The 19,714-nt window shown below is 66.4% G+C and carries 17 protein-coding genes; 6 read left to right on the top strand and 11 right to left on the bottom strand.

The annotated features are described in order from the left end of the window. Positions 1 to 6: 6 nt before the first annotated feature. Positions 7 to 456, bottom strand: coding sequence for a DUF3576 domain-containing protein (locus tag WKH79_RS11560; protein ID WP_050601600.1), 450 nt, complete (start codon positions 454 to 456; stop codon positions 7 to 9). Between the two features lie 484 nt (positions 457 to 940). On the opposite strand from WKH79_RS11560, the gene WKH79_RS11555 reads away from it, so the two are divergent. Together WKH79_RS11555 and phbB are read left to right on the top strand one after the other, a co-directional pair. Next, on the top strand, positions 941 to 1,705 hold the full coding sequence (locus WKH79_RS11555) for a hypothetical protein (protein WP_063506277.1): 765 nt from the start codon (positions 941 to 943) through the stop codon (positions 1,703 to 1,705). Between the two features lie 119 nt (positions 1,706 to 1,824). After that, on the top strand, positions 1,825 to 2,550 hold the full coding sequence (gene phbB, locus WKH79_RS11550; RefSeq protein ID WP_341858955.1) for an acetoacetyl-CoA reductase: 726 nt from the start codon (positions 1,825 to 1,827) through the stop codon (positions 2,548 to 2,550). A gap of 46 nt (positions 2,551 to 2,596) precedes the next feature. Here the strand turns inward: phbB and WKH79_RS11545 are convergent, their stop codons facing one another. Continuing rightward, positions 2,597 to 3,325: a DUF4019 domain-containing protein gene (locus WKH79_RS11545; RefSeq protein WP_341858954.1), complete on the bottom strand. Its 729-nt coding sequence runs from the start codon at positions 3,323 to 3,325 to the stop codon at positions 2,597 to 2,599. A gap of 87 nt (positions 3,326 to 3,412) precedes the next feature. Here WKH79_RS11545 and WKH79_RS11540 point away from each other — a divergent pair, with 87 nt between their 5' ends. Then, the gene (locus WKH79_RS11540) at positions 3,413 to 3,694 is read left to right on the top strand and encodes a ribbon-helix-helix domain-containing protein (RefSeq protein ID WP_341858953.1); all 282 of its coding nucleotides are present in this window, start codon (positions 3,413 to 3,415) and stop codon (positions 3,692 to 3,694) included. Positions 3,695 to 3,705: 11 nt separating this feature from the next. Here WKH79_RS11540 and WKH79_RS11535 read toward each other — a convergent pair whose 3' ends face one another. Together WKH79_RS11535 and murA are read right to left on the bottom strand one after the other, a co-directional pair. Continuing rightward, positions 3,706 to 3,933 carry a hypothetical protein gene (locus WKH79_RS11535; protein ID WP_050601596.1) on the bottom strand — a complete coding sequence of 76 codons (228 nt, stop codon included), beginning with the start codon at positions 3,931 to 3,933 and terminating at the stop codon, positions 3,706 to 3,708. 62 nt (positions 3,934 to 3,995) lie between these two features. Next, positions 3,996 to 5,279 (bottom strand): UDP-N-acetylglucosamine 1-carboxyvinyltransferase, encoded by a 1,284-nt coding sequence (gene murA, locus WKH79_RS11530; RefSeq protein WP_341858952.1) that lies wholly within the window; start codon positions 5,277 to 5,279, stop codon positions 3,996 to 3,998. A 141-nt stretch (positions 5,280 to 5,420) separates the two neighbouring features. On the opposite strand from murA, the gene WKH79_RS11525 reads away from it, so the two are divergent. Then, entirely contained in the window at positions 5,421 to 6,311 is an 891-nt protein-coding gene (locus tag WKH79_RS11525; RefSeq protein ID WP_341858951.1) for a UTP--glucose-1-phosphate uridylyltransferase, read from the top strand. 399 nt (positions 6,312 to 6,710) lie between these two features. Here the strand turns inward: WKH79_RS11525 and WKH79_RS11520 are convergent, their stop codons facing one another. From WKH79_RS11520 to glnE, 5 genes are all read right to left on the bottom strand, one after another. Beyond that, positions 6,711 to 8,012, bottom strand: coding sequence for a cytochrome P450 (locus tag WKH79_RS11520; protein WP_341858950.1), 1,302 nt, complete (start codon positions 8,010 to 8,012; stop codon positions 6,711 to 6,713). Beyond that, a complete protein-coding gene (locus WKH79_RS11515; RefSeq protein WP_341858949.1) occupies positions 8,012 to 9,559 on the bottom strand; it encodes an acyl-CoA synthetase in 1,548 nt (515 codons plus the stop codon). The genes WKH79_RS11520 and WKH79_RS11515 overlap by 1 nt, the downstream gene beginning before the upstream one ends. A 125-nt stretch (positions 9,560 to 9,684) precedes the next feature. Further along, positions 9,685 to 10,392, bottom strand: coding sequence for a M23 family metallopeptidase (locus WKH79_RS11510; protein WP_341858948.1), 708 nt, complete (start codon positions 10,390 to 10,392; stop codon positions 9,685 to 9,687). A 387-nt stretch (positions 10,393 to 10,779) separates the two neighbouring features. Continuing rightward, positions 10,780 to 11,253, bottom strand: a complete 474-nt coding sequence (locus WKH79_RS11505) for a peroxiredoxin (RefSeq protein WP_341858947.1) — start codon at positions 11,251 to 11,253, stop codon at positions 10,780 to 10,782. Continuing rightward, entirely contained in the window at positions 11,250 to 13,931 is a 2,682-nt protein-coding gene (glnE, locus tag WKH79_RS11500; protein WP_341860122.1) for a bifunctional [glutamate--ammonia ligase]-adenylyl-L-tyrosine phosphorylase/[glutamate--ammonia-ligase] adenylyltransferase, read from the bottom strand. Before glnE ends, WKH79_RS11505 begins: the two co-directional genes overlap by 4 nt. Before the next feature lie 102 nt (positions 13,932 to 14,033). Here glnE and WKH79_RS11495 point away from each other — a divergent pair, with 102 nt between their 5' ends. After that, positions 14,034 to 15,737, top strand: coding sequence for a M28 family metallopeptidase (locus tag WKH79_RS11495; protein ID WP_341858946.1), 1,704 nt, complete (start codon positions 14,034 to 14,036; stop codon positions 15,735 to 15,737). Positions 15,738 to 15,762: 25 nt separating this feature from the next. Next, positions 15,763 to 16,755 (top strand): agmatine deiminase family protein, encoded by a 993-nt coding sequence (locus tag WKH79_RS11490; protein WP_341858945.1) that lies wholly within the window; start codon positions 15,763 to 15,765, stop codon positions 16,753 to 16,755. Positions 16,756 to 16,923: 168 nt separating this feature from the next. On the opposite strand, the gene WKH79_RS11485 is transcribed toward WKH79_RS11490, so the two are convergent. Both WKH79_RS11485 and thrS read right to left on the bottom strand, forming a co-directional pair. Then, positions 16,924 to 17,667, bottom strand: a complete 744-nt coding sequence (locus WKH79_RS11485) for a sulfite exporter TauE/SafE family protein (protein WP_341858944.1) — start codon at positions 17,665 to 17,667, stop codon at positions 16,924 to 16,926. A gap of 14 nt (positions 17,668 to 17,681) precedes the next feature. After that, positions 17,682 to 19,691: a threonine--tRNA ligase gene (gene thrS / locus WKH79_RS11480; protein WP_341858943.1), complete on the bottom strand. Its 2,010-nt coding sequence runs from the start codon at positions 19,689 to 19,691 to the stop codon at positions 17,682 to 17,684. Positions 19,692 to 19,714 lie beyond the last annotated feature (23 nt).

Below are 19,714 nucleotides of genomic sequence, written 5' to 3'. Positions count from 1 at the left end.
CCGCGATCAGCTGACCGCTTCGCGGCGCAGTTCGCGGGCCTTGGTCAGGATGATGTCTTCCAGCCGCTGGACGGTCGCCGCCTGGACCGGTGCGTCGACCCAGTTGCCCGACTGGTTGACCTGGCGGCTTGCCGCCACGCGCAGCGCGTCGGCGCGCAGGTCCGAATCGAGGATCGTCACCGTCACCTTGACCCGTTCGCCCGGATTGCTGGGATTGGCGTACCAGTCGCTGACGATCACGCCGCCATTGCTGTCTGCCTGCAGCAGCGGGGCGAAGCTGAGCGCATCGAGCGCCGCGCGCCAGAGGTAGGAATTGACGCCGATCGTGGTGACCTGCGCCGCCGCCATGTCCGCCTGAGGCCGTTCACGCCCGCCGCCGCATGCCGCGAGGCCGACCGTGGCGGCAATCGCAACGGCAAAGGTTGCAGGGCGGCGAATGGTTGCAAAGGCGCTCATGTCGATCCTTGGTATCACTGACGTTCCCAGCTCTATAAAGACTGCGCGCGCACGGGCAAGCGTTCGTCCCGCGCGGCACAGTGCCCGTCTGGCCTCCATGTCACTGAATGCCGCCTGAATCCGCACGGCGGCGTGCCGCGATCATCCCATGCCCGGCGAACAGGCCGCCGCTCCGCTGCGGCCGTGCATCGCGGGGCGTTCCGGAGCGCGGAGGTCATCGCCAATGCTGCTTGCGGCATTCGATAAGTTACCGGGAAGAGCCGGAAAATTCCGCTGGCAGGCACTTTGCCACCACGCTTGTGGGCAAACCGCAACACCTTTTGCGAAACTGTCGCAGATGCTGTGGAAAAGCTGGCCATGGCACCGCCCGCTGGTACCATGGCCGAAGAACAGACAGGACTCGGCTGCGCTTGTGCAGAAATACAGGAACCGTTCAGCGGACCTGTGACTTGAAGTTCCTGAAGATGAAGGGTGCGGGTTCGCAATGGCACGTTCGGGTACAGATCAGGGCAAGACGCGGTTCGTTCCGGCAGCGCTTATTGCTGCCGGTCTGGCGCTGACCATTCCCGCCGCCGGTCTTGCCGTGGTGCAGGCCGACGGGGCCGAAGCCCTGCCCGAGACCGTATCCTACCTCCCCTTCACGCCCGCCAATTCGGATCCGCGGCTGGCCGCACGCGTCGCTGCCCTGATCGGCGAAGACGGGCTGCGCTTTACCCCTGCGAACAAGTCGGGGCTGGCGAAAGACCGCACCGTCACCGTCGCAGTACGGGTGGACGATGCCACCGCGCGGGCCATGTCGGTGCGCACGGCAATCGATTCGGTGGGCACCGCCGGCAGCGCCGAACGCGTGCTCGCGATCAGCCCGACCAGCTACAATCTGGGCATCTCGCGCGGCTACCAGAGTTTCGCGCAGACCGCCAAGCCGGCCACCGTTTCGGTCGGCCTGCGTGACATGGGCATGCCCGATCTCGCCAATTTCGCGCCCGACAAGGGTGACAAGCCGGCAAAACCCGGGCGGTTCGATTCGCGGCTCGCGCTCGAGAAGCAGGACAATGCCGGCCGTGCACCGCGCACGCTCGAAGGCATGGGCAACCAGAGCGTCGATCTCAGCACGTCCTACCGCGTGGTCGGTAATCTCAACGTGACCGCCGGCGTGCGCCTGTCCAAGGACAGCAACCGCCTCGCGCCGCTGACCGACGGGGTCGAAGACGACCAGGCCGTCTACGTCGGCACCCGCGTCAGCTTCTAGGCTCCGCGCCATCCGGTAAATACGTCTGCACGCGCCCCCGCGCGCGGACAAAGCGCTTGGCGCGATCGGCTCCGCTCGCCTAGTCTGTGCGAACGCTACGGCAAGTTGGGGGGAATTCTATGTCACGGGTGGCTATCGTAACCGGCGGCACGCGCGGGATCGGCCGCGCGATCTGCGAACGGCTGCGCGATGAGCGCGGTTTCACCGTCATTGCCAATTACGCGGGCAACACCGACGCGGCGGCGCGGTTCACCGAGGAGACGGACCTGCCCACCGCGCGCTTCGATGTCGGCGATCCCGACGCGGTCCATGAGGCCTGCGCCCGGATCGAACGGGAACACGGGCCGATCGACGTGGTCGTCAACAATGCCGGCATCACCCGCGACGGCACGCTGCTGAAAATGAGCTATGACGATTGGGACGCGGTCATGCGCACCAATCTGGGCGGCTGCTTCAACACCGCCAAGGCCACTTTCGCGGGAATGAAGGAACGCGGCTGGGGCCGGATCGTCAACATCGGGTCGATCAACGGCCAGGCGGGGCAATACGGCCAGGTCAATTACGCCGCCGCCAAAAGCGGGATCCACGGCTTCACCAAGGCGCTGGCGCAGGAAGGCGCGCGCTTCGGGATCACGGTCAACGCCATTGCGCCGGGCTATATCGACACCGAAATGGTCGCCGCGGTGCCCGAGCCGGTGCTGGAGAAGATCGTCGCCAAGATCCCCGTCGGCCGGCTCGGCCGCGCCAGCGAGATCGCCCGCGGGGTAAGCTTCCTGTGCTCCGAACACGCCGAATTCGTCACCGGTTCGACGATGAGCATCAATGGCGGACAGCACATGTATTGATGGCCAAGGGCACGGGGGCGCGCTGACGCCCCCGTGCCCGCTCGGTTCAGTCGATCAGGATCCCGACGACCTTCCATTGGCCGTCTTCCTTCACCAGCGTCACCGTCTCCACCGCGTCGGATTTGTTGGCGAAGCGCGTATGGAAGGTGACTTCCTGATAGCCGTGCGGCGGTGCGTTGAGGTAGCGGATCGTCGCCAGATTGCGCGCCACCACGGCCCCCAGCGGAACCCGGGCCTGCGCCGACGCCGCGGCCCATCCCGCAACGCTGTTGGCCGAGCGGAAACTCTCGCCCGCCGCATCGAAGCTCGCCTGCCAGTTTCCGGCATCGCCAAGCGCGAGCCAGTTGCGCGCAGCAGCCTCGACCGCCGCGTCGCGCGCGGCGGTTTCGGCATCGGGAGAGCCTGCGCCATCGGAGGCGAGGGGTGTGAGGAGCAGCAGCGCTGCAGCGGTCAGTACGGACATGAAGATTCCTCCGATTAGCCAGGCACCCTTGCGCCTGCTCCCCGGTTGATCATCCGAACCGGCATACGGGTCTTCCCCCAAATCCTTGTCTGCAAGATTTTCGTGGTGCTCGCCTTCGCGGTCGAGCACCAGCCGGGCCGCCTCGCGGCTGCTGGTCACCGCCAGCTTGCGCCGCGCCGCGCGCAGCCGCTCGTTGATCGTATGCACCGAGAGCGACAGCGCGCTCGCAGCCGACTTGGCATCGTGCCCCCGCGCCATCAGGCGCAGCGTTTCCTTCTCCTTTTCGGTAAGCGCATCATAGCCGTCAGCCATGCCCGAAACCTAGGCGCGGCACGGTTCACCGCACACCCCAAAAAAATCGTATCGGCGCGGGACCGAGCGTTGTAGGGCGCGCGGCCTATGGAAATGCCCCCTTACCACCCCCCCAAGAAATACTCGGTCCGCATCGACGGCCACCGTACCTCGATCAGCCTCGAACCCCTGTTCTGGGAAAAGCTCACCACTGCAGCGCGGATGCGCAACCAGTCGATCAACGCGCTGGTGGCGCAGATCGACGCCGAACGCATCCGTGCGGATACGCCGCCCGGGCTGGCCGGCGCGATCCGGATCTGGCTGGTCACGCACGAAAAAGGCGGCTGGATCACTCCAGCCGCCCCGGTGTCGGAACTGGCCGACAGCTGAACCCTTCCGGGTCAGTATTTCGCGGTCGCGTCGCTCGCCGGATAGGTTTCGTCGAGCGCTTCGTCGGTTGCGCTCATCGTGTCGCCCTTCGTGCCGGTCGCTGCCGCGCCCGCATCGCGGAACTGGCCCTCCGGCTGGCCGTCGGCAAAGGCGACGCCATTCTTGTCGACACGGTTCTTCTCGTAATAGCGATAGCCGGCATAACCGAGACCGCCGAGTGCCAAAAGCTTGAGTAACATGAGAAAACTCCTTTCTTGCTGCCCCAACGTACGGGTCGCCGGAAAGGTCCTTCAATCACGCCTCAATCGTCGCCGACGCGCTCCACATCCGCGCCCACCAGTTGCAGCTTCTCTTCCAGCCGCTCGTAACCGCGGTCGAGGTGGTAGAGACGGCGCACGGTGGTCTCGCCTGCCGCGGCAAGCCCCGCAATCACCAGGCTCATCGAAGCGCGCAGATCGGTCGCCATCACTTCCGCGCCGGTGAGGTCCACCGGACCGCGCACGATCGCGGTGCGCCCCTCGGTCTCGATATCCGCGCCCATCCGCGCCAGTTCGGGCACATGCATGAAGCGGTTCTCGAAGATCGTTTCCTTGAGCACGCTGGTGCCCTCGGCGCGGGTCAGCAGGCTCATCAGCTGCGCTTGCATGTCGGTCGCCAGCCCCGGGAAAGGCGCGGTGGTGAGATTATGCGCCTTGAGCGGCCCGTTCGCGGCCACGTTGATGCCGTGCTTGTCGCTCTCGATCTCGACTCCGATATTGCGCAGCGCATGCAGCGTGGAGCCCATGTCGCCCGCATCGGCGCCCTCGAGCCGCACTTCGCCGCCGGTGATCGCTGCCGCGCAGGCATAGGAGCCCGCCTCGATCCGGTCGGGCATCACCCGGTAAGTCGCGCCGTGCAGCTTGCTGACCCCGTGGATCGTCAGTTCGGAGGTGCCGACCCCTTCGATTTCCGCGCCCATCGCGGTGAGCAGGTTGCACAGGTCGACGATCTCAGGCTCGCGCGCGGCATTGACCAGCCGGCTGGTGCCCTTGCACAGCACCGCCGCCATCAGCGCATTCTCGGTCGCGCCGACCGACACGACGGGGAAGTCGAATTCGCCGCCGGGCAGTCCGCCGTCGGGCGCGCTGGCTTTCACATAGCCCTGCGCCAGTTCGATATGCGCGCCGAAGGATTCGAGCACCTTGAGATGCAGGTCGATCGGGCGGTTGCCGATCGCGCAGCCGCCGGGCAGCGACACGGTCGCCTCGCCGGTGCGCGCCAGCAACGGACCGAGCACGAGGATCGAGGCGCGCATCTTGCGCACCAGATCGTAGGGCGCGACCGAACTGGTGATGCGCATCGCCTCGAGCGTGACATTGCGACCGAACTCCTCGGGCCGCTTCCCGGGGATCGTATGGCTGACGCCGAACTGCGTCATCAGGTGCTGGAAGCCGTCGATATCCGCCAGCCGCGGCAGGTTGCGCAGCGTCAGCGCCTCTTCGGTCAGCAACGCGCAGGGTATCAGCGTGAGCGCGGCGTTCTTGGCGCCCGAAATGGGGATGGTCCCCGACAGGCGGTTGCCGCCGCGAATGATCAATTTGTCCATGGAACCGTGCTTTACCCTCGCGCGTCATGCTGGCAAGCGTCACGATAGCGTCGCAGCGCCGCACCAGCGGATGTATCGTCGACCGATCCCGTGCGCCCCCTCGCGCGAAAACGACCGCGCAAACAGGCAGGAGGAAGAGAGATGTCAGCCCGTAAACCGATCAAGAAGGCGGTGTTTCCCGTCGCCGGTCTCGGAACCCGTTTTCTCCCCGCGACCAAGGCCATTCCCAAGGAATTGCTGCCGATCGTCGACCGTCCGCTGATCCAGTATGCGGTGGACGAGGCGCGCGAGGCGGGGATCGAGCAGATCATCTTCGTCACCGGCCGCGGCAAGACTGCGATCGTCGAGCATTTCGACGTCGCCTTCGAACTCGAAACCACCATGGCGGAGCGCGGCAAGGACCTCTCGGTGCTCGAACCCACCCGCGCCACGCCGGGCGATATCATCACCGTGCGCCAGCAGGTCCCGCTGGGGCTGGGCCATGCGATCTGGTGCGCGCGCGCGATCGTCGGCGACGATCCCTTTGCCATCCTCCTGCCCGACGAGCTGATGGTGGCGGCCAAGGGCGGCGGCACCGGCTGCATGAAGCAGATGGTCGAAGCCTATGAAGAGGTCGGCGGCAATCTGATCTCGGTGCTCGAAGTGCCGCATGACGAAGTGTCGAGCTATGGCGTCATCGCGCCCGGCGCCCAGCTGTCCGAGACGCTGACCGAGGTAACCGGGCTGGTCGAAAAACCCCCGGTGGACGAGGCGCCGTCGAACAAGATCATCTCGGGCCGCTATATCCTCCAGCCTGAAGTGATGGGCGTGCTCAAGGACCAGGGCAAGGGCGCGGGCGGGGAGATCCAGCTGACCGACGCCATGGCGAAAATGATCGGCAACCAGCCCTTCCACGCCGCCACCTTCGCCGGCCGCCGCTTCGACTGCGGCAGCAAGACCGGCTTCGTCGAGGCGACGCTGGCCCTGGCGCTCGAACGCGAGGACATGGGCGCCGAAGTCCGCGCGATGGCGGAGCGGTTGCTGGCGGAGTAGGCTTCCGGTCCGCCGCATAGGCAGCCGTCACCCCGGACCTGATCCGGGGGGCGGGTTTGGGCTCGCTCCGTTTGACCGTAGGGCGGCGGCTATCGGCGCGATTGCCGTGGGCCGTGGACGCCGGGCCCCAACTGCGTGGCTGGGCGATTTTCCTACACGGCTAGTACTTGGTAGCCTTCGCCCGGTGCCGCGTTCTTTCCGCTCCCTTTCACACCCGCACCAAAGGGCGTTCCGTCGCCAGAGACGGCTTGCGGTCACAGAACTGGGTGGTCGGAAGGTCCCAGTCAGACGCGGCACCATCCCCGTGCACCCACGCTTCGCGGCGGCAGTCAGCCGAAGGTCACGCTTTCTCACAGCGCGATTGCCGGTCCAGCGCGGCGCAGGTCGCCGTGAGGCCGGTCAGGCCGCAGTGAAGCGCAGCGGCAGCGTCTTGAGCCCGCCGACGAAAGTCGATTTGGACCGCGCGGGATCGCCCTCCAGTTCGACGGTCTCGATCCGGTCGAGCAGCACTTCGAACAGGATGCGCATTTCGAGCCGGGCGAGATGCAGGCCGAGGCACTGGTGCGCGCCCGCGCCGAAGGCGAGGTGGCGGTTGGGGCTGCGCGCGGCATCGAAGCGGCGCGGGTCGTCGAAATGCGCCGGATCGTGATTGGCGGCGACATAGTTCATCATCAGCCAGTCGCCCTTGGCGATGGCCTGCCCGCCGACCTCGGTGTCCTGGGCCGCAGTGCGCATGAAGTGCTGCACCGGCGTGGTCCAGCGGATCGCTTCCTCGACGATGCCGGGCAGCAGGCTGCGATCGGCGCGCACCCGCGCCCATTGGTCGGCATCCTGCGCCAGTGCGAGCATCGCGCCCGCGGTGCTGGCGCTGGTGGTGTCGTGCCCCGCGGCAGCGAGGATGATGTAATAGCCCATCATGTCGCGGTCGTTGAGCGGCTCGCCGTCGACCACCGCATTGGCGATGGTGCTGGCGACATCGGTGGTGGGATTAGCCCGGCGCTCGGCGGTGAGCTTGGCAAAATAGGCCTCGAAGTCCTTGACCGCGCCCGCCACCAACTGGGTGATCGCCTCGGGCGGGAGGTCCTTCATCCCCGACTGGTTGAGGTCCTCGTCGCTACCGCCGAACATCTGCTGCGTGAGCGTCAGCATGCGCGGCTCGTCTTCCTCGGGCACGCCGAGGATCTGCATCACCACATGTAGCGGATAGGGCGCCGAAACAGTCTTCACGAAATCCGCCTCGCCGCCGCCCGCCAGCAGCCGGTCGACCGCCGCATGCGCGATGCCGCGGATCTCGTCCTCCACGCCGCGCAGGTTCTTGGGCATGAACCATTCCTGCGTCAGCTTGCGATACTTCATGTGAACCGGCGCATCGAAGGTGACGAGGCTGGCGACCATGTGTTCACTGCCGCCGGTGAGCGCCTTGGCGAACTCGATCCCCTCGGTCAGGCTGAAGACGACGCTGTGCGGGTTGTTGAGGAAGGTCGCATTGTCCTTCGACATGCGCATCACATCGTCATAGCGCGTGACCAGCCAGAACGGCGGGTGGACCGCATCGTCGGCCGGCTCGACCCAGGCGACGGGGGTATCCTCGCGCAGGCGGTCGAACGTGTCGAGCAGGCCGTCCCATTCGGCATAGCTTTGCGGGTCGATCACCGCGCGGGCGGTGGCGGGATCGAGCCGGGGCCGGTCCTGCGCCGCCATCACGCCTGCTCCGTCTGCTGCTCGGCCGCCTTCTGGAATTCGTCGCGCAATTCGCGCTTGTACAGCTTGCCATTGGCCTCGCGCGGGAGCTGCGCGCGGAAGTCGAACAGCTTGGGCATCTTGATCTTGGACAGGCTGGGAGCGAGGAAATCGCGCAATTCGGCCTCGAGCGCATCGCCCGCGTCGGCCATGTCGATCGGCTGCACCACCGCGACCACCTTCTCGCCGAAATCGGGGCAGGGCGCACCGATCACCGCCGCGTCCATCACCTTGTCATGCGTGACCAGCAGGTTCTCGATCTCCTGCGGGTAGATGTTGACCCCGCCCGAGATGATCATGTGGCTCTTTCGGTCGGTGAGGTAGAGGAAGCCGTCCTCGTCGACATGGCCGATATCGCCCAGCGTCATCCAGCCCTTGGGATGCATCGCTTCGCGCGTTTTCTCGGGATCGTTGTGATAGGTCGGGATGAGATCGTTCTCGAAATAGAGCAATCCGTCCTGGCCCGCGGGGACCTCTTCCCCCTCGGCATCGCAGACATGCAGCGTGCCGTGGATCGCCTTGCCGACGCTGCCGGGATGGGTCAGCCAGTCCTCGGCCTTGATCAGCGTCATGCCGACACCTTCGGAGCCGGCGTAATATTCGTTGATGATCGGCCCCCACCATTCGATCATCTCGCGCTTGATCGGCACCGGGCACGGCGCGGCGGCGTGCAGCGCACGCTGGTGGCTGGACAGATCGTAGCGCGTGCGTACCTCGGGATCGAGTTTGAGCATGCGCACGAAATGCGTCGGCACCCACTGGCTGTCGGTGATCTTGTGTTTCTCGATCGTCTCGAGCGCGTGTTCGGGATCGAACTTCTCCATCACCACGACCGTGCCGCCAAGCCGCTGGGCGGTGGTGCACCAGCCGATCGGCGCAGCATGATAGAGCGGCGCGGGCGAGAGATAGACCATGCTGCCATCGGCGGGCATGCCGGCGCCCATCACCGCGAGGCCCATCAGCGGATTGGTCGCGAGGATGTCGTCATCCTCGGGCGGCGCGGGCTTGACCCCCTTGGGCCGTCCGGTAGTGCCCGAGGAATAGAGCATGTACTGGCCCGGCGCCTGGTCGGGGATGGGCTCCGCAGGCTGCGCAGAGAGCGCGGCTTCGTAATCTTCCTCGCCCGCGCCATCGACGATCAGCAGCGGCAGGTCGGCGCATTCGTCGCGGATGCCCTCGATCGCCTCGGCATAGCGCGTGCTGGTGAGCAGGAACTTGGCTCCCGCATCCTTGAGGATGTAGCAGATCTCGGGCGCGGTCAGCCGGGTCGAGATCGGCACCATCATCGTGCCCGCACGCTGCGACCCCCACACCACCTGCAGGTAATGGACGTTGTTTTCCATCAGCACTGCGAAATGGTCGCCGCGCTTGAGCCCGCGTGCCCGCAGCAGTTGCGCAAAGCGGTTCGCATAGGCGTCCATTTCCGCGAAAGTCACGGTCTGGCCGCTACCCGCCATGATCATCGCGGGATGGTCGGGGCGCGTCTGCGCATGGGTGATGGGGTGCATTGCTGGCTCTCTCCTCTCTGTCGGTCCGCTGTTCGTGCGCGGACTCGTCCAGTTTCGAGAAGAAACCTACCTATGCGTTTCACATGGGCAAGGAAAAAGGCGCCGGGATCGCTCCCGCCGCCTTTTTATCCTGCCCGGAAGGCCGGCTCGATCAGTTGTCGTCGCCGTCGCCCTGCCCGCCGGTGCCGGTGGCGAGCGCGAAAGCCCGCTGTGCTTCCGATTTCGACCATATAGGGAACCGGGTTCACTGCCTTGCCGGCGATGCGGACTTCGTAGTGGAGGTGCGGGCCGGTCGAGCGGCCGGTCGAACCGACATAGCCGATGACGTCACCCTTCTTCACGCGGGTGCCGGCCTTCACCGTAATGCCCGACATATGTGCAAACCGCGTCTGCAGATCGGCGCCATGTTCGATCGAGACGAACTTGCCGTAGCTCGAGAACCATTCCGCCTTGCTGACATAGCCATCGGCGGTGGCGTAGATCGGCGTGCCGGTCGGGGCCGACAGATCGACACCCTTGTGGCTGCGGCGACCGCCGAGCACGGGGTGCGTCCGCATGCCGTAATCGCTGGTCAGCCGCGTATCGTCGAGCGGCATCCGCGAAGGCACCGAGACCCGCGCCGCTGCCGGCGTCGAGCGGTCGAGTTCGTCCCATTTGGCGAACAGCTGCTGGAACTGGGCGTCGTCACCCGGCTGGGCCGACTGGGCCACCTTGCTCATGTCGATGGCACCGACCGCCGCAGCGGCGTTGGTTTCCTGCGCTTGCGCCGGAGCGGCGGCAAGACCGAAACCGGCCATAATTGCGAAAGCAAGCGTTGCGCGCTTGGTGATCATGCTAACCCGTCCATCCGACGCTTTGCGCGCCTTTTGCTCTTGGCGAAGACAGCGTCCCATGCCGCTTTCGCCATTTTTACGTCACTGCCGGAACCCCCGGCGTCTCGTGAGTTTGGGTTATCGGGTAAAAAATCGATCAGGCAAGTGCTGCGGAACGGACGCGCGGCAGGCCGCAAGCGAAACGCGTTGAGTCGTTGAAACCCCGCTCCAACCCCCGAAAATCGACTTCGACACGCGATTTTGCAGCGATTCCCGATATTTTCAACCGAATCCGGCAGTAATCCGCGAAATCGGTTGCAGCCGAACCGGGCAATACCTGCAGCAGGGTCAACGATTCGCTGGCTGCAGACCGCAGGAGCGCCCGGTGCTTGCCCGCCGCCTGCGCGGTCAGGCGGTGCGCGCGGCTTCGAGGACTTCGTCGACGTGGCCCTTGACCCGTACCTTGGGCCAGATGCGCAGGATGCGCCCGTCTTCACCGAGCAGGTAGGTCGAGCGAATCATGCCCATATAGGTGCGGCCGTAATTGGTCTTCTCGCCCCACACCCCTAGCGTATCGGACAGGCCGCCTTCCTCCTTGTCGGTCGCGAGCGCGACGGTCAGATCGTGCTTGGCGATGAAATTCTGGTGCTTCTTCGGCGAATCCTTGCTGACACCGAGCAGGCGCGTTCCCACCTTCTCGAATTCCTGCTTGAGCGCGGAAAATTCCTTCGCCTCGGTGGTGCAACCGGGCGTGTTGTCCTTCGGGTAGAAGAAGATCACCGCCTTGCTGCCCGCGAGGTCCGCCTTGGTTACCGTGCCGCCATCGGGGGTTTCCATGCTGAAGTCGGGAAAGGCATCGCCTTCGGTAAAAGTATCGGTCATCCATCCATCTCCAAAGTTTCGCCGAACACGTCCAGCCAGGCCGCCGCGACGCTCTCGCGCGCGCCGCCTAGGCTGCGCAGCAGGTCGGCATAATTATCGCAGCCGCTCTGCCGCGCGAGCAGGGCCGCCGCGGCGGGATCGGGCCGATCGAGGTCGGGCGCCAGCAGCCGTGTACCGACCAGCAACCGCGTCATCAATGCATGCGCATCGGCAATCCCGGCGGGCAGCAGGCCGGCTTCGGCCAGCTCGGCGATGGCCTGCGCAAGACCCGGCACCAGACCTTCGTGATCGCGCAGCTGGAGAAAGTGGACGAGGAATTCGAGATCGACCAGCCCGCCGCGCAGCAGCTTCGCATCCAGCGGACCCTTGGCAGGCTTGTGCCCCGCCATCTCGGCGCGCATCTTCAGGACATCGCCGCGCAGCCGGTCGGCATCGCGCCGTTTGCACAAGATGTCGCGGACCACCGCGTCGACCTCGTCGCGGGCGCCGGTGCTGCCGACCAGCACGCGTGCACGCGTCAACGCCATGTGCTCCCACGTCCAGGCGTCCTCGCGCTGGTAGCGCGCGAAGCTCTCCACGCTCACTGCCAACGGCCCCTGGTTGCCCTGCGGGCGCAGCCGCGTATCGACTTCGTACAGTGCCCCTTGCGCGGTCGGCACGCTGAGCGCAGCCGTGACACGCTGCGCCAGGCGATTGAAATAGAGTGTCGCGCCAAGCGGGCGCTCGCCATCGGATTCGCCGTCATGCGTGCCGGTGAACAGATAGACGATGTCGAGATCGGATGCATGCGTAAGCACGCCGCCGCCCAGCCGGCCCAGACCGAGCACGACCAGTTCGCTGCCCGCGATCCGTCCGTGCTTGGCGGCGAATTCCTCTTCGGCCGCACGCACCGCCACCTGCAAAGCGGCTTCGGCGGTGCGCGCCAGCCCGGCGGCGATCGCCAGCGGGTCGTGCGCCGCCTCGACCAGTTGCACTGCCAGCGCGAACCGCTCTTCCCCGGTCACCACGCGCAAGCGGTCGAGCTGCATTTCGTAGTCGTCACCGCGTTCGCGGCGGCCCATCTTGGCCGCAAGTTCATCGACCCCGCCGGGAAGATCCAGCGCGGTGCGATCGATCAGCGCATCGAGCAGGTCGGGGCGCCGCGCGAGTTCGTCGGCCAGCGGCGGAGCGAGCGTCAGGCAATCCGCCAGCAGGGCGAACAGCCCCGGCCGCGCTTCGAGCAGGCGGAACAGGTTTACCGCGCTGGGGAGACGCGCGATCAGGCTTTCCCAGCGGAGCACTGCGGCATCCGGGTCGGGCGAGGCCGCAATCGATGCCAGCAGGTCGGGCCGGATCGCGTCGAACGCGCTCAGCGCAGCCGAACTGCGCAGCGCCTGATATTTGCCGCTGGTCCACCCGGCCACGCGCTCCACCAGTTCCGGAGCGATATCGGGGGCATGGCTGTCCTCGCCCAGCACATGCGGCGCGCTTCTGGGAACCGATATACGGTCCTCGTCCAGCAGCGCATCGAAGCGCTCCGCAACCGGGCGGGCAAGCGTTTCCACCGCCTCGACCAGCTGCGCGCCGGTATCGAGACCGTGCAGCCGCGCGACCTCGTCCAGCGCCTGGCTGCTTGGGAGGCTGTGGGTCTGCTGGTCCCCGACCATCTGCAGCCGGTGTTCGATCGTGCGCAGCCCGTCATAGCTGTCACCCAGCCGGCGCGCGTCGCTTTCTCCGATACGGCCGGTCGCCGCCAGCGCATCGAGCGCTTCGCGTGTCCCGCGGCCGCGCAGCGAGGGATCGCGCCCGCCATGGATGAGCTGGTGGGTCTGCGCGAAGAATTCGACTTCGCGAATGCCCCCGCGGCCCAGCTTGAGATGGTAGCCCGGACCCGGTTCGGCAGGCCCGCGCTGCTCCTCGCGAATCCGGTGGGTCAGCCGGCGCACTTCGTCGATCGCGCCGAAATCCAAGTTGCGTCGCCATACGAATGGCCGGATATGATCGAGAAACGCTTCGCCCGCAGCGATATCGCCCGCGCAGGAACGCGCCCGGATGAACGCCGCGCGCTCCCAGGCCAGCGCCGAGCTTTCGTAGTGCGTGATCGCCGCATCGAGCGGCAGCGCCAGCGGGCTCACTTCGGAAGCGGGTCGCAGCCGCAGATCGACGCGAAAAACATACCCCTCGCTGGTGACTTCGGACAGCAAGCGCACGGTTTCGCGGGCATAGCGCTGCGCCGCTTCACCCGGCTCGTCGCGCTCGCGGCGTGGCAGCGTCGCCGGATCGTAGAGCAGGATGGGGTCGATGTCGGATGAGTAGTTGAGCTCGCCTGCCCCGTGCTTGCCCAGCGCAAGGCCTATCATCCCCGCCGGCTCCGCATCGGGAACGCGCTTGCGGATCGCCGCCTCGATCGCTGCATGGAGCGCGCGATCGGCGAAAGTCGAAAGCTCGCGCATCACCTTGTAGAGATCGAATGCCCCGGCAAGGTCGCCCACGGCCAGCACCAAAGCGAGGCCGAGCCGTTCCTGCCGCAACGCGCTCGCGACATCGGTTGCGCGGACCTGCTTGGCGGCGCGCAGCGCAGCCTCGCCATCGCCGCTTGCCATCAGTTCCGCCAGCTCGGGGCGGCGTTCCAATGCGCGGGCAAGGAAAGGCGCGTGATCGCGGGCGCGGTTGAGCGCAGAAGTCCAGTCGGCAGCCATCGCCTGTCCCTCTGCCGCAAGGCGGCGCGGATGCGCAAGCTTGCCCTTGCCGCGCCATGCTGACAAGACGCGCGCATGTTCGAATTGAGAGGACGCCCTTCGATGAAACGCTTCGTTCTTGCTGCCTGTTCGGCGCTGCTGCTGACCGCCTGCGATGGCGCGCTGGAAACCGGCGCAGGCGCCGATGCCATGCTCGACTTGCCCGAAGTCGCCGACGGCACGCTTTCCGAAGCAACGATGAAGCGCGTCACCGAGCGCCTGTCGTCGGACGAATTCGAAGGCCGCGCGCCAGGCACCCAGGGCGAAGAAAAGACCGTTGCCTATCTGGTCGAGGAATTCGAGAAAGCAGGCCTCGAACCGGGTAATAACGGCAGCTGGGTGCAGGAAGTGCCGCTGGTCGAAATCACCGGCAAGGATTACGCCCCGCTGACGATCGCAGGCGCCGATAGTGGCCCGATCGAACTCGAATACGCATCCGACTGGGTCGGCGTGAGCTATCGCGAGGATGTCGAGACCGCGCTGGAAGATAGCGAACTGGTCTTCGTCGGCTATGGCATCAACGCACCCGAAAAGGGGTGGAACGACTATGCCGGGCTGGACATGGCAGGCAAGACCGCGGTCATCCTCGTCAACGATCCCGATTTCGGCGCCGAGACGCTGGAAGGCCCGTTCAACGGCAAGGCCATGACCTATTACGGCCGCTGGACCTACAAATACGAAGAAGCCGGGCGCCAGGGCGCAGCCGGGGCGCTCATCATCCACGACACCGAACCCGCCAGCTATGGCTGGAACGTGGTCGAAAGCAGCTGGTCCGGCCCGCAGGCCTATGCCTCGCGCGGGGACAACCCGCCGCCGATGACGCAGCTCAATGGCTGGGTGCAGAAGAGCGTGGCTGAACGCCTGTTTGCCGCGGCGGGCAAGGATTTCGGCGAACTGGCCGCCGCCGCGCGCGAAGAGGGCTTCGCCCCGGTCGCGCTCGGACTGACCGCCTCGACCAGCTTCCGCAACGACATCCGCACCTTTGCCTCGAAGAACGTCATCGGCATGTTGCCGGGCAGCGAACGGCCTGACGAATATGTGATGCACACCGCGCACTGGGACCATCTCGGCCGGTGCACGCCGGCACCCGATGGCGACGACATCTGCAATGGCGCGGTCGACAACGCCACCGGCACCGCCGCGCTCGTCGCATTGGCCGAAGCGCATGCCCAGGCCGGCCCGGCCAAGCGCAGCCTCGTCTTCCTTGCGGTGACCGCCGAGGAATCGGGCCTGCTCGGCGCGGACTACTACGCTGCGAATCCGGTGTTCCCGCTCAACCAGACGGTCGGCGGCGTCAACATGGATGCCTTCCTTATGGCGGGCGCGGCGAAGGACGTGACCGTAGTCGGACCGGGCAAGTCGCAGCTCGACCTGTTCCTCGACAAGGCGCTGATGAACGACAACCGCGTCACCACGCCCAACCCCAATCCCGAAGCGGGCTATTACTATCGTTCGGACCATTTCGCCTTCGCCAAGCGCGGCGTGCCTATGCTCTATCTCGATGGCGGCGAGGACCTGATCGACGGCGGAACCGAGGCGGGCGCCGCCGTAGCCGCTGATTACCGCGACGACCGCTATCACGGGCCCAAGGACGAATACGATCCGAACTGGGACTGGTCGGGCGTGATGAGCGATCTCGCGCTGTTCTACCGCATCGGGCGCATGCTGGCCGATTCGACGAGCTGGCCCAACTGGAACGAGGGCGACGAGTTCAAGGGCACCCGCGACGAAGATTGCGCCGCCGAGGGCGCTGGCTGCGCCGCCTGAGCCTGCTGAGCGAGAGAACCGATCCATGACGCCGCGCATGCCGCCCGAATGGGCACCGCAGGACTGGCTGTGGATCGGGTTTCCGCATGACGCGAATGAATGGCCCGCAGTGCTCCCGCGCGCGCAGGAGCAGATCGCGGCCTTCGCCAATGCCGTGGCCGAGAGCGGACAGGAAGTTCGCCTGCTGGTCCGCGACGCCGCCAACGAGGCACGCGCGCGGCAGCTGGTAACCGGCGCCGTCACGCTCGAACGGCGCAGCTACGGCGATGTCTGGCTGCGCGACACGGGCCCGCTGGTGCTGAGCGACGGATCAGGCAACCGCGCCGCGCGGCGGTTCGGTTTCAACGGCTGGGGCGGCAAATATCTGATGGACGGCGACCAGACGGTCGGCGCCGAACTGGCCGAAGAAGCCGGGCTGCCGCTCGCAGTAGCGGACTGGGTCCTCGAAGGCGGGGCGATCGACGGCGATGGCACCGGGCTGGTGGTCACGACCGAACAATGCCTGCTCAACCCCAACCGCAATCCGCACTTGTCGCGCGAAGAAATCGAGGCCCGGTTGCGGCGCGATCTCGGTTTCGCGCGCGTGCTGTGGCTCGGCGATGGGCTGATCAACGACCACACCGACGGTCATGTCGACAATCTCGCGCGCTTCGTGGCGCCCAACACGCTGTGCCTGCCGCGCGCGACCGGGTCCGACGATCCCAATGCGGCGATCTATGCCGATGCCAAGGGGCGCGCCGAGGCCGCCGGCGTGACCGTCGCAGAGATTCCCTCGCCGGGGCGCGTGACCAGCGGCGACCATGTCGAACCCGCGAGCTACGCCAATTTCGCGATCACCAGCCATCTCGTGGTCGTGCCGACCTTCGGCAGCCCGCATGACGAGGATGGCGTGGCAGCCGTGGCCGAACTGTTCCCCGACCGCGCAACGATCGGCCTGCCGGGCGATGCCGTGCTTGCGGGCGGCGGCGGGTTCCATTGCGCCAGCCAGCAGATGCCCGCGGCCGGGTGGCGGCCTTAACCTTTCATTAGCTATTGCAACCGAGAATGGCGGTCATGGTCAAGCCCACCGCTCTCTCCCGCATGCAGACCCCCGCCCCGTCGGTGGTCGATCTCGCGCGCGCGCTGATCGTCGGTGGCTGCGGCCTTGCGCTGGTCCTCGCCGGACCGGTGCTGCCGTTCTGATCGCCTAGAGCAGCCGCAGCAGCGCCGCGAGCGCGGCCCCGCCCAAAATCACGCCGACGACCCCGCGCCACAGCGCGTCCCCGATCTGCCCCGCAGCGCGATCCCCCAGCCAATTGCCCAGCAATACGGCGGGGAACAGCAACGCCGCCAGCAGCGGCAAGCGCCAGGCGAGGATTCCCAGTGCGGCGCCCGAAACCAGGCCCGCGCCTGCCGCAATGGTGAAGATCAGCATCATCGAGGCCTTGGCCGTCTCGCGCGGGATGGCCCGCCCGACATAATAGGGCACGACCGGCGGGCCGGGCATTCCGGCATAGCCCGTCATCAGCCCGCTGAGCACCCCCACCCCTCCGGTGGCCAGATGCCCCGGTTCGGTGCCCGCCCGGCGTGGCAGGAGAATGGCGAAGAAGGCGGACCACGCAATCATCGCGATCAGGAAGCGCGCGAGGTCATCGCTCGTCGCGGCCAGCGCCAACAGGCCGAGCGGGGTAACCAGCACTACGAGGATGGATATCCGCCACGCCGATCGCTCCGCCCCGCGCACCAGCCGCCGAACCTCGCTCAGCCCAATGAAGAGCGAGAGGAAATTGGCCAGCAGCACCGCCTCCACCGGCGGCAATGCCAGCGCGAGGATCGGCACCAGCAGGATCGCCATGCCGAAACCGGTCAGGCCGCGCACGAAGGCCGAGCCGAAGGCCGCGGCAAGCGCCGCCGCCAATTGCCACGGCGCATAGGCCGCCAGCAGATCCATCGCTTGCAGTCCTTCTAGTGCAGGTCGGGCGGCGTGGCTTCGCTACGCAGCATGGCGATCGCGTCGTCCAGGCTCATCACGCGCTGGTCCTTCTCGCCCAGCGTGCGCACGGCGACCGTGCCTTCCTCGGCTTCGCGATTGCCCACCACCAGCAGGTGCGGGACCTTGGCGAGGCTGTGCTCGCGCACCTTGTAGTTGATCTTCTCGTTGCGCAGGTCGCTCTCGACGCGGATGCCCGCGGCCTCGAGCTTGGCTACCGCTTCCTTCGCATAGTCGTCGGCGTCGGACACGATCGTCGCGACCACCGCCTGCACCGGGGCGAGCCAGACGGGCAGGCGCCCGGCGAAATGTTCGATCAGGATACCGATGAAGCGTTCGTAGCTACCAAAGATCGCACGGTGCAGCATGACCGGGCGATGCTTGTCGCCATCCTCGCCGATATAGGTCGCATCGAGCCGATCGGGCAACACGCGGTCACCCTGGATCGTGCCCACCTGCCAGGTCCGGCCGATTGCATCGGTGAGGTGCCATTCGAGCTTGGGCGCGTAGAAGGCGCCTTCGCCTTCCAGTTCTTCCCAGCCGAACTCCTCGCTCATCATGCCGGCTTCCTCGACCGCATCGCGCAGTTCCTGCTCGGCCTTGTCCCAGTCCGCATCCGAACCCAGACGCTTCTCGGGCCGCAGCGCCAGCTTGATCGCGAAGCTGAAGCCGAAGTCCTTGTAGACCTCGGCGGCGAGGTTGCAGAAGGCGCGCACTTCCTCGACGACCTGTTCCTCGGTGCAGAAGATATGCGCATCGTCCTGCGTGAACTGGCGCACGCGCATGAGGCCATGAAGCGCCCCATGCGGTTCGTTGCGGTGGCAGCAGCCCATCTCGCCCAACCGGATCGGCAGGTCGCGATAGGAGGTGATGCCCTGCTTGAAGACCAGAACATGCGCGGGGCAGTTCATCGGCTTGATCGCCATCCAGTCGGCGTCCTTGGCGACGCTGGGATGCGCACCCGCACCGCTGTCGTCGACCTCGGGCACCATGTCGGGCACGGCGAACATGTTCTCGGCATATTTGCCCCAGTGACCCGATTGCTCCCACTGGCGCACGTCCATCAGCTGCGGCGTCTTGATTTCTCGGTAGCCGGCGCCGTCCATCTTGCGGCGCATATAGGCTTCGAGCTCGCGCCAGATACGGTAGCCCTTGGGGTGCCAGAAGACGCTGCCATGCGCCTCTTCCTGCAGGTGGAACAGGTCCATCTCGCGCCCCAGCTTGCGATGGTCGCGCTTGGCCGCTTCTTCCAGCCGCGTCAGATGCGCGTTGAGCTGCTTCTTGTTCAGCCAGCCGGTGCCGTAGATCCGCGTCAGCTGCGCATTCTTCTGGTCGCCGCGCCAATAGGCACCCGCCACCCGCATCAGCTTGAACGCCTGCGGGTCGAGCTTGCCCGTGCTCGGCAGGTGCGGCCCGCGGCACATGTCGAGCCAGTCCTCGCCCGACCAGTAGACCGTCAGTTCCTCGTCCTCAGGCAGTTCGCGCGCCCATTCGGCCTTGAAGGTCTCGCCTTCGGCTTCCCACTTCTCGATCAGCTGCTGGCGGCTCCAGACCTCTCGGCGCAGCGGCTTGTCGGCCTTGATGATCCGCCGCATCTCTTCCTCGATCGCGGGCAGGTCGTCCATGCTGAACGGGTCGCGGCTCTCCGGCGCTTTTACATCGTAATAGAAGCCGTCGTCGGTCGCGGGGCCGAAGGTGATCTGCGTGCCCGGCCAGAGCGCCTGCACCGCTTCGGCGAGCACATGCGCGAAATCGTGCCGCGCCAGTTCGAGCGCATCCTCTTCGTCGCGCGCGGTTACCAGCGCCAGCTCGGCATCGCCCTCGAAGGGGCGGTTGATGTCGCGCAATTCGCCATCGACGCGCGCCGCGATCGCCGCCTTGGCGAGGCCCGGCCCGATCGCTGCGGCGACGTCGGCCGGCGTCGAGCCCTGTTCCATTTCGCGCACCGATCCATCGGGCAGGCTGATCTTGAGCAGTTCCGTCATGTCATTCGTCGTCCGTCTGGTTG

This window comes from Qipengyuania sp. GPGPB31, assembly GCF_038396345.1.
GTDB lineage: Bacteria > Pseudomonadota > Alphaproteobacteria > Sphingomonadales > Sphingomonadaceae > Qipengyuania > Qipengyuania citrea.
The sequence above is the reverse complement of the archived record's forward strand: the minus strand, read 5'-3'. Positions and strand labels throughout refer to the sequence as shown.

Excerpts from the sequence above, each read along its gene's own strand:
- thrS (WP_341858943.1), bottom strand. The coding sequence starts at position 19,691 with ATGACGGAACTGCTCAAGATCAGCCTGCCCGATGGATCGGTGCGCGAA.
- phbB (WP_341858955.1), top strand. The coding sequence starts at position 1,825 with ATGTCACGGGTGGCTATCGTAACCGGCGGCACGCGCGGGATCGGCCGC.
- WKH79_RS11535 (WP_050601596.1), bottom strand. The coding sequence starts at position 3,933 with ATGTTACTCAAGCTTTTGGCACTCGGCGGTCTCGGTTATGCCGGCTAT.
- glnE (WP_341860122.1), bottom strand. The coding sequence starts at position 13,931 with ATGGCTGCCGACTGGACTTCTGCGCTCAACCGCGCCCGCGATCACGCG.
- WKH79_RS11510 (WP_341858948.1), bottom strand. The coding sequence starts at position 10,392 with ATGATCACCAAGCGCGCAACGCTTGCTTTCGCAATTATGGCCGGTTTC.
- WKH79_RS11505 (WP_341858947.1), bottom strand. The coding sequence starts at position 11,253 with ATGACCGATACTTTTACCGAAGGCGATGCCTTTCCCGACTTCAGCATG.
- WKH79_RS11520 (WP_341858950.1), bottom strand. The coding sequence starts at position 8,012 with ATGGCGGCGCAGGACCGGCCCCGGCTCGATCCCGCCACCGCCCGCGCG.
- WKH79_RS11545 (WP_341858954.1), bottom strand. The coding sequence starts at position 3,325 with ATGGCTGACGGCTATGATGCGCTTACCGAAAAGGAGAAGGAAACGCTG.
- WKH79_RS11495 (WP_341858946.1), top strand. The coding sequence starts at position 14,034 with ATGAAACGCTTCGTTCTTGCTGCCTGTTCGGCGCTGCTGCTGACCGCC.
- WKH79_RS11525 (WP_341858951.1), top strand. The coding sequence starts at position 5,421 with ATGTCAGCCCGTAAACCGATCAAGAAGGCGGTGTTTCCCGTCGCCGGT.
- murA (WP_341858952.1), bottom strand. The coding sequence starts at position 5,279 with ATGGACAAATTGATCATTCGCGGCGGCAACCGCCTGTCGGGGACCATC.
- WKH79_RS11560 (WP_050601600.1), bottom strand. The coding sequence starts at position 456 with ATGAGCGCCTTTGCAACCATTCGCCGCCCTGCAACCTTTGCCGTTGCG.
- WKH79_RS11485 (WP_341858944.1), bottom strand. The coding sequence starts at position 17,667 with ATGGATCTGCTGGCGGCCTATGCGCCGTGGCAATTGGCGGCGGCGCTT.
- WKH79_RS11515 (WP_341858949.1), bottom strand. The coding sequence starts at position 9,559 with ATGCACCCCATCACCCATGCGCAGACGCGCCCCGACCATCCCGCGATG.
- WKH79_RS11555 (WP_063506277.1), top strand. The coding sequence starts at position 941 with ATGGCACGTTCGGGTACAGATCAGGGCAAGACGCGGTTCGTTCCGGCA.
- WKH79_RS11490 (WP_341858945.1), top strand. The coding sequence starts at position 15,763 with ATGACGCCGCGCATGCCGCCCGAATGGGCACCGCAGGACTGGCTGTGG.
- WKH79_RS11540 (WP_341858953.1), top strand. The coding sequence starts at position 3,413 with ATGGAAATGCCCCCTTACCACCCCCCCAAGAAATACTCGGTCCGCATC.